Here is a 12,727-nt window from a genome sequence, read left to right on the forward strand (position 1 = left end):
TCGCCAGGCCTGGTCCGGCACCAGCCACTCAAAGGAGTGATCCAAGCGTGAGCACGCCCTTTCCTTTCACTGCCGTCGTGGGTCAGGACGACCTGCGGCTCGCGCTGCTGCTGAACGCGGTGTCGCCGCGGGTGGGCGGCGTGCTCGTACGCGGCGAGAAAGGCACCGCCAAGTCCACGGCGGTACGAGCGCTGTCGGCACTGCTGCCCGAGGTGGACGTCGTCCCCGGGTGCCGTTTCTCCTGTGATCCCGGCGCGCCCGACCCCGCCTGCCCGGACGGGCCGCACGAGCCGGGGGCCGGTGCCGAGCGGCCGGCGCGGATGGTCGAACTCCCCGTCGGTGCCTCCGAGGACCGGCTGGTCGGCGCGCTCGACATCGAGCGGGCGCTCTCGGAGGGGGTGAAAGCCTTCGAGCCGGGCCTGCTCGCCGACGCGCACCGCGGAATCCTCTACGTCGACGAGGTCAACCTGCTGCACGACCACCTCGTGGACCTCCTGCTCGACGCCGCCGCCATGGGTGCCTCCTACGTCGAACGCGAGGGCGTCTCCGTACGGCACGCCGCCCGGTTCCTGCTCGTCGGAACCATGAACCCGGAGGAGGGCGAGCTGCGGCCCCAGCTCCTCGACCGCTTCGGCCTGACCGTCGAGGTCGCGGCCTCGCGGGAGCCCGACCAGCGGGTGGAGGTCGTGCGGCGCAGGCTCGCCTACGACGACGATCCGGACGGTTTCGCCGCGCGCTGGGCCGAGGAGGAAGCCGCCGTACGGCAGCGGATCGTGGCCGCGCGGGAGCTGCTGCCGCAGGTCCGGCTGGGCGATGGCGCGCTGCGGCAGATCGCGGCCACCTGCGCGGCCTTCGAGGTGGACGGGATGCGCGCCGACATCGTGATGGCGCGTACCGCCACCGCGCTCGCCGCCTGGGCCGGGCGGACCGATGTGCTCGCCGAGGACGTACGGCAGGCCGCGCTGCTGGCTCTCCCCCACCGACGGCGGCGCAACCCCTTCGACGCGCCGGGCTTGGACGAGGACAAGCTCGACGAAACGCTCCAGGAGTTCGGGGGCTCGGAGGACGACGGCCCCGACCCCGACCCCGACTCCGATCCGGACGGCGGCCCCGGCGATGGCGGCGGGCAGCCGGAGCCCGATGACGGTGGCCCGCAGGGCGATGACACCGCCGCGCAGCCCGAGGCCGGCGACAGCGGTGAGCCGCAGCCGTCCGGCGGCGGGGCGGGCGAGCAGTCCCCCGTACGGGCGTCCGAACCGTTCCGCACCAAGGTGCTGAGCGTGCCAGGACTCGGTGAGGGGGCCGCCGGGCGGCGTTCGCGGGCGCGGACCGAGCACGGGCGCACGATCGGGTCCCGGCGGCCCCGGGGTGCCCTGACCAAGCTGCATCTGGCAGCCACCGTGCAGGCCGCCGCCCCGCATCAGCGGGCGCGCGGGCGGTCCGGGCCGGGGCTGGTGGTCCGCCGGGACGATCTTCGGCAGGCGACCCGCGAGGGGCGCGAGGGGAACCTCGTTCTTTTCGTGGTCGACGCCTCCGGGTCGATGGCCGCCCGGCAGCGGATGAGCGCCGTGAAGGGCGCCGTGCTGTCGCTGCTGCTCGACGCCTACCAGCGGCGCGACAAGGTGGGCCTGGTGACCTTCCGGGGCAAGGACGCGCAGATCGCGCTGCCGCCGACCTCGTCCGTCGACGCCGCCGCGGCCCGCCTGGAGTCGCTGCCGACCGGTGGGCGGACCCCGCTCGCCGCCGGGCTGCTCAAGGCGCACGAGGTGCTGCGGATCGAGCGGCTGCGGGATCCCGCGCGGCGGGCGCTGGTCGTGGTGGTGACGGACGGACGGGCCACCGACAAAGGGGCGGCGCGATGGGGGTCCCCCCAGGCGTTCAGCTCTGGGGGAGCCTCAGGCCGGGGTGGTGGTCGGGCGACGGGTGGGACCGAGCCCGTCGCCCTCGCCGGGCGTGCGGCGCGGCTGTTCGCGGCCGAGGGGACCGCGTCCGTGGTCGTGGACTGCGAGTCGGGGCCGGTGCGGCTGGGGCTCGCCGGGCAGCTCGCCGGTGAACTGGGCGGTACGGCCGTGACGTTGGACGAGTTGCGGGCAGACAGCATCGCCGGTCTTGTCAGGGAGGTCCAGGGGACCACGAGGAGGGCCGCCTAGTGCCGCAGGGACAGCCGAGTGTCGTACCGGACGACGGACTGACGACCCGTCAGCGGCGCAATCGTCCGCTTGTCGTGGTGCACACCGGGATCGGGAAGGGCAAGTCGACCGCGGCCTTCGGTCTTGCGCTGCGCGCCTGGAACCAGGGCTGGCCGATCGGGGTGTTCCAGTTCGTCAAGTCGGCGAAGTGGAAGGTCGGCGAGGAGAACGCGCTGCGGGTGCTGGGTGCCTCCGGGCAGGGCGGCACCGTGGACTGGCACAAGATGGGCGAGGGCTGGTCCTGGGTCCAGCGGGACGCGCAGATGGACAACGAGCAGAAGGCCAGGGAGGGCTGGGAGCAGGTCAAGCGCGATCTGGCCGCCGAGACGTACCGGCTGTATGTGCTGGACGAGTTCGCGTATCCGATGCAGTGGGGCTGGGTCGACACCGGCGAGGTCGTGGACGTGCTGCGGAACCGGCCGGGCACCCAGCATGTGGTGATCACCGGGCGGAACGCGCCCGCGGAGCTGGTGGACCTCGCCGATCTGGTCACCGAGATGTCCAAGGTCAAGCACCCGATGGACACCGGTCAGAAGGGCCAGCGGGGCATCGAGTGGTGACGTCCTCCTCGTCCGTCCCCCGGCTGGTCGTCGCCGCGCCCGCCTCGGGCAGCGGCAAGACCACCGTGGCCACGGGGCTGATGGCGGCCTTCGCCGGGCGGGGGCTCGCCGTGTCCCCGCACAAGGTGGGGCCCGACTACATCGACCCCGGGTATCACGCGCTCGCGACCGGGCGCACGGGGCGGAACCTCGATGCATATCTGTGCGGTCCCGAGATGGTCGCTCCGCTGTTTCTGCACGGGGCGCGGGGCTGTGACCTCGCCGTCGTCGAGGGTGTGATGGGCCTGTACGACGGGGCCGCCGGGGAGGGTGAACTGGCCTCCACCGCGCAGGTGGCGAAGCTGCTGAGGGCCCCGGTGGTGCTGGTGGTGGACGCCTCCTCGCAGTCGCGGTCGGTGGCGGCGCTGGTGCACGGCTTCGCCTCCTGGGACCCGGAGGTGCGGATCGGGGGCGTGATCCTGAACAAGGTCGCCTCCGACCGGCACGAGGAGCTGCTGCGCCGGGCGATGGACGAGTCGGGGGTGCCGGTGCTCGGTGTGCTGCGGCGGGCGCGGGCGCTGGACACTCCGTCCCGTCATCTGGGCCTGGTGCCGGTCGCCGAGCGGCGGACCGAGGCGGTGGAGGCCGTCGCCGCCATGGCCGCGCGGGTGCGCGAGGGGTGCGATCTGGAGGCGCTGCTGGCGCTGGCGCGGAGCGCGGGCAGACCGGCGGGCGAGCCCTGGGAGCCTCCGGTCGTCCCCATGGCGGGGCGTCGGGTGGTCGCGGTCGCCGGTGGCCCCGCGTTCACCTTCTCCTATGCCGAGCACACCGAACTGCTGTCCGCCGCCGGGGCCGAGGTGGTCTCCTTCGACCCGCTGCGCGACGAGCGGCTGCCGGAGGGGACCGGCGCCCTGGTGATCGGCGGCGGGTTCCCGGAGGTGTATGCCGCCGAGCTGTCGGCGAACGAGCCGCTGCGCCGGGAGGTCGCCGCGCTCGCCGGGAGCGGTGCGCCGGTGGCGGCCGAGTGCGCCGGGCTGCTGTATCTGTGCCGGGAGCTGGACGGGCTGCCGATGTGCGGGGTCCTGGACGCGAAGGCCCGGATGAGTGAACGGCTCACGCTGGGCTACCGGGACGCGGTGGCCGTGAGCGACAGCGCGCTCGCGGTGGCCGGGACCCGGATGCGCGGCCATGAGTTCCACCGGACCGTGGTCGAGCCCGACGCGGGACCGGCTCCCGCCTGGGGGGTGCGCGCCCCTGCGCGGCGCGTCGAAGGTTTTGTGCACCGGGGGGTGCACGCCAGTTATCTGCACACCCACTGGGCCGCGGAGCCCGGGGTGGCCCGTCGGTTCGTGGAGAGGTGCCGGACGTCATGAGCAGCAGGCTGATCGGAGTGGGGATGGGCCCCGGCGACCCCGAGCTGGTGACCGTCAAGGGCGTGGGCGTGCTGCGGGCCGCCGATGTCGTCGTCGTACCCGTCATGGCCGGGGCCGACGGCAGGGACGGCGGGGAGCCGGGGCGCGCCGAGGCGACCGTGCTGCACTACGTGCCCTCGGAGAAAATCGTCCGGGTGGTGTTCGCGCTCAACGAGCGCAGTGACCGGGCCCGTCGGGAGGCGGCCTGGGACGCCGCCGGGCAGCGGGTGGCCGGGCTGCTCGAGCGGCACGCCTCGGTCGCCTTCGCCACCATCGGCGACCCCAATGTGTATTCGACCTTCACCTATCTCGCGGAGACCGTGCGGGAGCTGGTGCCGGGCTGTGTCGTGGAGACCGTGCCGGGCATCACCGCCATGCAGGATCTCGCCGCGCGTTCGGGGGCCGTGCTGACCGAGGGCACCGAGCCGCTCACGCTGGTCCCGGTGACGGCGGGGGCCGGCGTGCTCGAGGACGCGCTGGGCGGGCCCGGCACCGTCGTCGCCTACAAGTTCGGGCGGCAGGCGCGGGAGGTGGCGCGGGCGCTGCGGGAGACCGGGCGGCTGGAGGACGCGGTGTGGGGGTCCGCGCTGGGGCTGCCGGAGGAGTCGATCCGCCCGGCCGCCGACCTCGACGAGGGTCCGCTGCCCTATCTGTCCACCCTGATCGCGCCCGCCCGGCGCGACGGCACCCGCGGCGGGAAGCTGTGACCGACGGCGGATCAGCCCGCGAGGCCCACCACCAGCCAGATGAAGCCCGCGCCTGCGACCGTGCACAGCAGGGTCGTCCGGGCGGGGTGGGCATGGTGTGCCTCGGGGAGGATCTCGGCGGCGGCCAGATACAGCAGCGCCCCGCCGAAGAGACCGAGATAGCCGCCGAGCAGCTGCTCCGGGATGCTGAACACCAGGGTGGAGGCGGCGCCGACGAGGGGTGCGGCCGCGTCGGCCACCAGCATGGTGACGGCCTTGCGGCGGGCGTTCCCGTAGAGGCTGGTGAGGGTGTAGGTGTTGAAGCCGTCCGCGAAGTCATGGGCGATGACGGCGAGCGCGACGGACGCGCCCATGCCACCGCCCACCTGGAAGGCGGCGCCGATCGCCACCCCGTCCATGGCGCTGTGCCCGACCATCGCCGCGGCCGCCGTCAGGCCCACCTCGGGCGCCCGGTGGAGGTGCTCGTCGGCGCCGTGGCCGGCCCGGCGCGCCGCCAGCAGGCGTTCCACCAGGTGGGCGAGGAGAAAGCCGGCCACGAACAGCAGCAGCGCCGCCGGTACGCCGAACACCTCGTCGCCCGCGACCCGCAGCGCCTCCGGCAGCAGGTCGAGGCCGACGACGCCGAGCATCAGTCCCCCGGCCAGTCCGAGGACGAGATGGCGACGGTCGGTCACCCGCTGTGCCGTCCAGCCTCCCGCCAGCGTCATCAGGAACGCGCCGAGCGCCACGAAGACCGCCATATGCCCTTGCTGTCCAATCGATCTCTGTGTGCCCGGGACCGGTGGCCGTGTACGCACCGGCGTCCCGCACTGCTCGAACTTTCGTAGGAGAGGAAAGATTCCCATGGCCGATGCCCCCACCGGCAAGGTGACCTTCGTCGGTGCCGGTCCCGGCGCCGCCGATCTGCTGACCTTCCGTGCCGCGCGAGCCATCGCCGAGGCCGATGTGGTGATCTGGGCGGCCAGCCTGGTACAGGCGGAGGTCCTGGAGCATGCGCGGGCGGACGCCGAGGTCCTCGACTCGGCGGCCCTGTCCCTGGAGGACGTCGTCGCGGTGTACGAGCGGGCGCGTGCGAAGGGACTCAGGGTCGCCCGGATCCACTCCGGGGACCCGGCCCTGTGGGGCGGCACCCAGGAGCAGCTGGACCGGTGTGCTGCGCTCGGCATCGAGACGGAGATCGTGCCGGGTGTCTCGTCCTTCTCGGCGGTCGCCGCCCTGGCCGGGCGGGAGCTGACGATCCCCGAGGTCGCGCAGTCGGTGGTGCTCACCCGGCTCGGCGGCGGGAAGACGCCGATGCCGCCCGGGGAGGAGGTGCGGGAGTTCGCCCGGCACGGCACCACCATGGCGATCTTCCTGTCCGCGGCCCGCAGCGGTCAGCTGGTGCGGGAGCTGCTGGAGGGCGGCTATCCGACGAGCACCCCGGTCGTGGTGGCGTACCAGGCGACCTGGCCCGAGGAGCTGGTGGTGAGGTGCACGGTCGGCACGCTGGAGGAGACGGTCAAGGAGCACCGGCTCTGGAAGCACACGCTGTTCCTGGTCGGTCCCGCGCTCGATGCGCACGGCACCCGTTCGCATCTGTATCACCCCGGTCATTTCCACGGCTTTCGCAAGGCCGACCCCGAGGCCCGCAAGGCCCTGCGTACCCAGGGTGCGAGCGGATGATCACACTCGTCGGTACCGGTACGGGGGCGCCGCTTCCGGCCGGGGCGACGGACGGCGCGGATCTGGTGGTGGGCGCACGTCGCCATCTGGAGGCCGCCCGGCTGTCCCGGGGGACGGAGCGGATCGTCCTCGGGCCGCTGGCCCCGGCGCTCGACGCGATCGAACGGCAGGTCGAGGCGGGGCGGCGGGTGGTGGTGCTGGCCTCCGGTGACCCCGGGTTCTTCGGGATCGCCCGGGCGCTGGCCGAGCGGTTCGGGTCCGAGCGGCTCGACATCCGGCCGGGTGTCTCGTCGGTGGCCGCCGCCTTCGCCCGGGTCGGGCTGCCCTGGGAGGACGCGGTGGTGGTGAGCGCGCACGGGCGCGATCCGCGGACCGCGGTGAACGTGTGCCGAGCGCACCCGAAGGCCGCGGTGCTGACCGGGCCCGGCGCGGGCCCCGCCGAGCTGGGCGCGGCGCTGGTCCGGGCGTCGGCCGAGCGGGTCCTGGTGGTGGCGAGCGCGCTCGGCGACCCGGAGCGCGAGCGGGTGGAGCGGGTGACGCCCGCCGAGGCGGCGGCGCGTGAGTGGGGTACGGCCGTGAACGTGGTGCTGTGCCTGGACGAGGCGCGGGCGCTGGGGCCGGTGCGTACCGTCGCCGGACCGCCGGCCGGGCCGTCCCGATGGGCCCTGGAGGAGAGCGCGTTCGCGCACCGCGACTCGATGATCACCAAGTTCGAGGTGCGCGCCCTGGCGCTGGCCCGGCTCGCGCCGCGGCTCGGCGAGCTGGTCTGGGACGTGGGTGCCGGCTCCGGGTCCCTCGCCGTGGAGTGCGCGCGGCTGGGCGCCGCCGTCACCGCGGTCGAGAAGGCGCCCGACGGGGTGGCCCGGATCCGGGCCAATGCGGCGGCGCACGGGGTGGACGTCCAGGTGGTGCACGGAACCGCGCCCGCCGCGCTGGAGGGTCTCGACGACCCCGACGCGGTGTTCGTCGGCGGCGGCGGAGCGGAACTGCCCGCCGTCGTGGGCGCCTGTGCGGCCCGGGCGCGGCGGGCGGTGGTGATCGCGATGGCCGCCCTGGACCGCGTACCCGCGGCACGCGCCGCGCTGGTCTCGGCGGGGTTCTCCTGCGACGGCGTGCTGTTGCAGTCGTCGCGGCTCGCGCCGCTGCCGGGGGATGTGAACCGGCTGGCGGCCACCAACCCGGTCTTTCTGCTGTGGGGCACACGGCCCCCGGCACACAGTGAAGGAGTTGCTCAGTGATCGGCCTGATGTCCGCCACCGCGGCGGGGGCGGCGGCGCGGGACCGGCTGGCCGCGGCCTGGCCGGACCGCACCCGGGTGTACGAGGGTCCCGTCGGCGAGGCCGCACGGACCGCCTTCGCGGAGTGCGAACAGCTGGTGTGCTTTCTGGCGACGGGCGCGGTCGTACGGCTGCTGGCCCCGCTGCTGAGGGACAAGGCGTCCGACCCCGGTGTGGTCTGTGTCGACGAGGGCGGGCGGTTCGCGGTGTCCCTGGTGGGCGGGCACGCGGGCGGGGCCAATGAACTCGCCCGCGCGGTGGCCGAGGTGCTGGGCGCGGAGCCCGTGGTGACCACCGCGACGGACTCCGTGGGACTGCCGGGCCTCGACATGCTGGGGCTGCCCGTGGAGGGCGATGTCGCCGGGGTGTCGCGGGCGCTGCTGGACGGGGAGCCGGTCGCGCTGCAGGCGGAGGTGAGCTGGCCGCTGCCGCCGCTGAAGGTCACCGGCGAGGGCCGCCACACCCTCCGGGTCACCGACGCCCTGGTCGAGCCCGCCGAGCGGGAGGCCGTGCTGCGGCCGCCGTCGCTGGTGGTCGGGGTGGGCGCCTCCCGGGGCGCCCCGACCGAGGAGATCCTCGGGCTGGTGGAGGGCGCGCTGGCGGACGCCGGACTGTCCGTGCGGTCGCTCGCCGAGCTGGCCACCGTGGACGCCAAGGCCGGTGAGCCGGGCATCGTCGAGGCGGCGGAGCGGCTCGGGGTGCCCCTGGTGACGTACTCCGCCGAGGAGTTGGCGGGCATCGAGGTACCGAACCCGTCCGAGGCGCCGCTCGCCGCCGTCGGCACCCCGTCCGTGGCGGAGGCCGCGGCGCTGGTGCGCGGGGGCGAACTCCTGGTGCCCAAGCGCAAGTCGGCCGCGCGTCCGGCGATGGCGACCTGTGCCGTCGTACGCCGTCCCGGGCGCGGGCGGCTCGCGGTCGTCGGGCTGGGTCCCGGCGCCCGGGACCTGCTGACTCCGCGCGCCGAGGCGGAGCTGCGGCGCGCCTCCGTGCTGGTCGGCCTTGACCAGTACGTCGACCAGATCCGGGATCTGCTGCGGCCCGGCACCCGGATCCTTCAGTCCGGGCTCGGCGCGGAGGAGGAGCGGGCCCGCACCGCGGTCGCCGAGGCGCGCGCCGGACACGCCGTCGCGCTGATCGGCAGCGGGGACGCCGGTGTCTACGCCATGGCGTCGCCCGCGCTGGCCGAGGCCTCGGACGACATCGACGTCGTGGGGGTCCCCGGGGTCACCGCCGCGCTCGCCGCGGGTGCCCTGCTGGGCGCTCCCCTGGGCCATGACCATGTCTCGATCAGCCTCTCCGATCTGCACACCCCCTGGGAGGTCATCGAGCGGCGGGTGCGGGCCGCGGCCGAGGCGGACCTCGTGGTGACCTTCTACAACCCGCGCAGCCGGGGCCGGGACTGGCAGCTGCCGAAGGCGCTCGCGATCCTCGCCGAACACCGGGAGCCGACGACGCCGGTCGGTGTCGTACGCAACGCGTCCCGGCCCGACGAGTCCAGCCGGGTGACGGCACTGGCCGCGCTGGACCCGGCGACGGTGGACATGATGACGGTGGTGACCGTGGGCAACACGGCGACCCGTGAGATCGCGGGGCGCATGGTGACCCCGCGCGGCTACCGCTGGCAGGAGGAGACCCGGTGAACCGTGTGGTCCATCCGATCGAGCAGGAGTCCTTCCGGCGGCTGCGCGCCCGTCTGGACACCTCGCGTCTCCCCCCGCTGACCCGGGCGGTGGTGGAGCGGGTCGTCCACTCCTCCGCCGACCTCGGCTACGCGGACGACCTCGTCATGGACGAGGCCGAGCTGGAGCGGGCCCACACCGCGCTGCACGCCGGGGCCCCGGTGGTCGTGGACGTCGAGATGGTGGCCGCCGGCATCACCCGGCACCCCACGGTCTGCCGTCTGAAGGACGCCGGATCAGGGCCCGGGCTGACGCGTTCCGCGCAGGCGGTCCGGCTCGCCCACCAGGAGGTGGGCCCCGGCGCGCTCTGGGTGATCGGCTGCGCCCCGACCGCCCTGGAGGAACTGCTGACCCTGGACGCCTCGCCCGCGCTGGTGATCGGTGTGCCCGTCGGCTTCGTCGGCGCGGCCGAGTCCAAGGCCGCGCTGCGCGAGAGCGGACTGCCCGCCGTGAGCAACGTGTCCGAGAAGGGCGGTTCGGCGGTCGCCGCCGCCGCCCTCAACGCCCTGCTGTACCACCCCACTTCGAAGGAGACCGCGTGACCACCCCGCCGCCCGCCCTGCTCATCGCCGGCCATGGCACCCGGGACGAGGCCGGAGCCGAGGCGTTCCGCGACTTCGTACGGGAGTTGGGCCGCCGCCACCCCGAACTGCCCGTCGCGGGCGGCTTCATCGAGCTGTCACCGCCGCCGCTGGGCGAGGCGGTGGCCGAACTGGTGGAGCGCGGTGTGCGCCGTTTCGCCGCCGTCCCGCTGATGCTGGTGTCCGCCGGGCACGCCAAGGGCGACATCCCGGCGGCGCTGGCCCGGGAGAAGGAGCGGCACCCGGGGATCTCCTACGCCTATGGGCGTCCGCTGGGCCCGCACCCGGCGCTGCTGAGGGTGCTGGAGCGGCGCCTGGACGAGGCGCTGGGGGCGGCGGGGCCGGACGGTGTGCCCGTGGACCGGTCCGAGGTGACGGTGCTGCTGGTGGGGCGCGGTTCGACCGACCCGGACGCCAATGCCGAGGTGCACCGGGCGGCACGGCTGCTGTGGGAGGGCCGCGGGTATGCGGGCGTGGAGACGGCGTTCGTGTCGCTGGCGGCGCCCGATGTGCCGAGCGGCCTCGACCGCTGCGTCAGGCTGGGGGCGCGCCGGATCGTGGTGCTGCCGTACTTCCTGTTCACGGGGATCCTGCCGGAGCGGGTGCGGCGGCAGACCGAGGACTGGGCGGCGGCGCACCCGGAGACCGAGGTGCGGTCGGCGGAGGTCATCGGTCCTGAGCCGGAGCTGCTGGACCTGGTGATGGAGCGGTACGAGGAGGCCGTCAAGGGCGATCTGCGGATGAACTGCGACTCCTGTGTGTACCGGATCGCGCTGCCCGGCTTCGAGGACAAGGTGGGGCTGCCGCAGCAACCGCACTTCCACCCGGACGACGACGACCACCACCACGGTCATCACCACGGCGGGCACGCGCACTCCCATGCGCACTGAACCCGACGGCGGACCGCACGATCTGCGGCACCACGGGGACGCCGAGGTGCGGGACGGCGGTGCGGCGCTGGTGGATCTCGCCGTGAACGTACGGCAGGACACCCCGCCTCCGTGGCTGCGGGAGCGGATCGCCGCCTCGCTCGGGGCTCTGGCGGCCTACCCGGACGGGCGGGCCGCGCGGGCGGCGGTGGCCGCGCGCCATGGGCTGCCGGTGGAACGGGTACTGCTGACGGCCGGCGCCGCGGAGGCGTTCGTGCTGCTGGCGCGGGCGCTGAAGGTGCGTCGTCCGGTCGTGGTGCATCCGCAGTTCACCGAGCCGGAGGCGGCGCTGCGGGACGCCGGGCACACGGTGGACCGGGTGCTGCTGCGGGAGGAGGACGGCTTCCGGCTGGACCCGGCGGCCGTCCCCGAGGACGCGGACCTGGTGGTGGTCGGCAATCCGACCAACCCGACGTCCGTGCTGCATCCGGCCGCCGTGCTCAGCCGGCTCGCCCGGCCAGGGCGGACCCTGGTGGTCGACGAGGCCTTCATGGACGCGGTGCCCGGTGAGCGGGAGGCGCTGGCGGGGCGGACGGATGTGCCGGGCCTGGTGGTGCTGCGCAGCCTGACCAAGACCTGGGGGCTGGCGGGGCTGCGCATCGGCTATGTGCTCTCCTCCCCCGAGGTGATCGCCGAGTTGGAGCGGGCCCAGCCGCTGTGGCCGGTGTCCACTCCCGCGCTGGCGGCGGCGGTCGCCTGCATGGAGCCGCGGGCGCTGGCGGAGGCGGAGGCGGCTGCCCGGCGGATCGCCGTGGACCGGGCGCGTCTGGTGACGGGCCTCGCCTCCTTCGCGGGGGCCGGGGTGCGGGTGGCCGGACCGGCCGAGGCTCCCTTCGTCCTGCTGCGGGTGGAGGGGGCGGCCCGGATACGGCGGCGGTTGCGCGACCTGGGCCATGCGGTGCGGCGCGGGGACACGTTCCCGGGGCTGGGGGACGCATGGCTGCGGGTGGCGGTGCGGGGACCGGAGACCACGGAGGGGTTCCTGACGGCGCTGGAGGCGGCGCTGGCCACACCGCTTGGCCCGTCCGAGGGATGGGAGCACCGGGAGACACCCCGACCTCTTACCGATGGGCCCGCAGGAAGCGGACGCCCAGGGTGACTCCGCTCAGTGCGGAGACCACGCCGAAGAGCAGGTGGGGTCCGGTGCCGGCACCGGTGATCGACGCCACCAGATTGCCGGTGGCGCTGAGGCCCAGCACCGTCCACAGCACGATGCGCAGGACGTCGGTGCGGCCGGCCGGGGCCTGCTCCCCGTACGAGCCGACGGCACCGGCGGCGGCCGGAGCGCTGAAGGCGGTGGCGTCGGCGGACGCGGGGGCGACGGTGGTGCGGGAGTTCGTCATGGGGCAGGTCCTCCACTCGGTTCGCCGGTAGCGGTCGACTGGCCGCCCGGCCTGGGCTGTTGTCGTAGACGCTAGGGGGCGGGCCGCTTCCGCCCCATCCCGTCAGCGGCCCGGTTCGAGGTACAGGAGGCTGTACCCCCGGCGTGTCCATCCGCACCGACGTGCATCAACCCCCATGGCAGTAGGGCCTGTCGGGGGGATCCGGTACAGCCTGCTGTACCCGGGGTCGGGGTGTGCGCGGCAATGATCCCGAGCGCCGTGGCTGGTGAGATCGAGACATCCCACCAGCCACCACCGAAGGGACATCGCGGTGAGTCCGCACTCCCCCCTCAGCACCGGCACCACGCCGCAGGACCACACCGCTCCGGCGCGGCACACCGCGCAGGCGGCCCCCACCGACCGGACGGCA

Annotated in this window: 12 protein-coding genes; 10 read left to right on the forward strand and 2 right to left on the reverse strand. The window is 74.6% G+C overall.

The window, feature by feature from the left end; genetic code table 11:
* Nucleotides 1-47: 47 nt before the first annotated feature.
* From CP978_RS08875 to cobI, 4 genes are read left to right on the forward strand one after another with little or no spacing between them, the layout of a single operon-like run.
* Nucleotides 48-2,150, forward strand: coding sequence for a putative cobaltochelatase (locus tag CP978_RS08875; protein WP_043439168.1), 2,103 nt, complete (start codon nucleotides 48-50; stop codon nucleotides 2,148-2,150).
* Complete coding sequence (cobO, locus tag CP978_RS08880; RefSeq protein WP_043439169.1) at nucleotides 2,150-2,749, forward strand: cob(I)yrinic acid a,c-diamide adenosyltransferase; 600 nt, start codon at nucleotides 2,150-2,152, stop codon at nucleotides 2,747-2,749. Before CP978_RS08875 ends, cobO begins: the two co-directional genes overlap by 1 nt.
* Nucleotides 2,746-4,101 (forward strand): cobyrinic acid a,c-diamide synthase CobB, encoded by a 1,356-nt coding sequence (locus tag CP978_RS08885; RefSeq protein WP_043448303.1) that lies wholly within the window; start codon nucleotides 2,746-2,748, stop codon nucleotides 4,099-4,101. Before cobO ends, CP978_RS08885 begins: the two co-directional genes overlap by 4 nt.
* On the forward strand, nucleotides 4,098-4,847 hold the full coding sequence (gene cobI / locus CP978_RS08890; RefSeq protein ID WP_043448304.1) for a precorrin-2 C(20)-methyltransferase: 750 nt from the start codon (nucleotides 4,098-4,100) through the stop codon (nucleotides 4,845-4,847). Before CP978_RS08885 ends, cobI begins: the two co-directional genes overlap by 4 nt.
* Nucleotides 4,848-4,858: 11 nt before the next feature.
* Here cobI and CP978_RS08895 read toward each other — a convergent pair whose 3' ends face one another.
* The gene (locus tag CP978_RS08895; protein WP_043439170.1) at nucleotides 4,859-5,587 is read right to left on the reverse strand and encodes a ZIP family metal transporter; all 729 of its coding nucleotides are present in this window, start codon (nucleotides 5,585-5,587) and stop codon (nucleotides 4,859-4,861) included.
* 103 nt (nucleotides 5,588-5,690) lie between these two features.
* Here CP978_RS08895 and cobM point away from each other — a divergent pair, with 103 nt between their 5' ends.
* From cobM to cobC, 6 genes are read left to right on the forward strand one after another with little or no spacing between them, the layout of a single operon-like run.
* Nucleotides 5,691-6,509, forward strand: coding sequence for a precorrin-4 C(11)-methyltransferase (cobM, locus tag CP978_RS08900; protein ID WP_043439175.1), 819 nt, complete (start codon nucleotides 5,691-5,693; stop codon nucleotides 6,507-6,509).
* The gene (locus CP978_RS08905) at nucleotides 6,506-7,747 is read left to right on the forward strand and encodes a bifunctional cobalt-precorrin-7 (C(5))-methyltransferase/cobalt-precorrin-6B (C(15))-methyltransferase (RefSeq protein WP_043439177.1); all 1,242 of its coding nucleotides are present in this window, start codon (nucleotides 6,506-6,508) and stop codon (nucleotides 7,745-7,747) included. The genes cobM and CP978_RS08905 overlap by 4 nt, the downstream gene beginning before the upstream one ends.
* Nucleotides 7,744-9,426, forward strand: coding sequence for a precorrin-3B C(17)-methyltransferase (gene cobJ, locus CP978_RS08910; RefSeq protein WP_043439179.1), 1,683 nt, complete (start codon nucleotides 7,744-7,746; stop codon nucleotides 9,424-9,426). The genes CP978_RS08905 and cobJ overlap by 4 nt, the downstream gene beginning before the upstream one ends.
* Nucleotides 9,423-10,007: a precorrin-8X methylmutase gene (locus CP978_RS08915; protein ID WP_043439181.1), complete on the forward strand. Its 585-nt coding sequence runs from the start codon at nucleotides 9,423-9,425 to the stop codon at nucleotides 10,005-10,007. The genes cobJ and CP978_RS08915 overlap by 4 nt, the downstream gene beginning before the upstream one ends.
* Entirely contained in the window at nucleotides 10,004-10,936 is a 933-nt protein-coding gene (locus CP978_RS08920; protein ID WP_043439183.1) for a sirohydrochlorin chelatase, read from the forward strand. The genes CP978_RS08915 and CP978_RS08920 overlap by 4 nt, the downstream gene beginning before the upstream one ends.
* Nucleotides 10,926-12,074, forward strand: a complete 1,149-nt coding sequence (gene cobC / locus CP978_RS08925; protein WP_079162064.1) for an Rv2231c family histidinol phosphate aminotransferase CobC — start codon at nucleotides 10,926-10,928, stop codon at nucleotides 12,072-12,074. Before CP978_RS08920 ends, cobC begins: the two co-directional genes overlap by 11 nt.
* Here the strand turns inward: cobC and CP978_RS08930 are convergent.
* Nucleotides 12,037-12,318 carry a hypothetical protein gene (locus tag CP978_RS08930; protein ID WP_043439185.1) on the reverse strand — a complete coding sequence of 94 codons (282 nt, stop codon included), beginning with the start codon at nucleotides 12,316-12,318 and terminating at the stop codon, nucleotides 12,037-12,039. The two genes, cobC and CP978_RS08930, sit on opposite strands and share 38 nt — an antisense overlap.
* Nucleotides 12,319-12,727 lie beyond the last annotated feature (409 nt).

The organism is Streptomyces nodosus (assembly GCF_008704995.1).
Taxonomy (GTDB): domain Bacteria; phylum Actinomycetota; class Actinomycetes; order Streptomycetales; family Streptomycetaceae; genus Streptomyces; species Streptomyces nodosus.

Excerpts from the sequence above, each read along its gene's own strand:
- cobI (WP_043448304.1), top strand. The coding sequence starts at position 4,098 with ATGAGCAGCAGGCTGATCGGAGTGGGGATGGGCCCCGGCGACCCCGAG.
- CP978_RS08895 (WP_043439170.1), bottom strand. The coding sequence starts at position 5,587 with ATGGCGGTCTTCGTGGCGCTCGGCGCGTTCCTGATGACGCTGGCGGGA.
- cobM (WP_043439175.1), top strand. The coding sequence starts at position 5,691 with ATGGCCGATGCCCCCACCGGCAAGGTGACCTTCGTCGGTGCCGGTCCC.
- CP978_RS08905 (WP_043439177.1), top strand. The coding sequence starts at position 6,506 with ATGATCACACTCGTCGGTACCGGTACGGGGGCGCCGCTTCCGGCCGGG.
- cobC (WP_079162064.1), top strand. The coding sequence starts at position 10,926 with ATGCGCACTGAACCCGACGGCGGACCGCACGATCTGCGGCACCACGGG.
- CP978_RS08930 (WP_043439185.1), bottom strand. The coding sequence starts at position 12,318 with ATGACGAACTCCCGCACCACCGTCGCCCCCGCGTCCGCCGACGCCACC.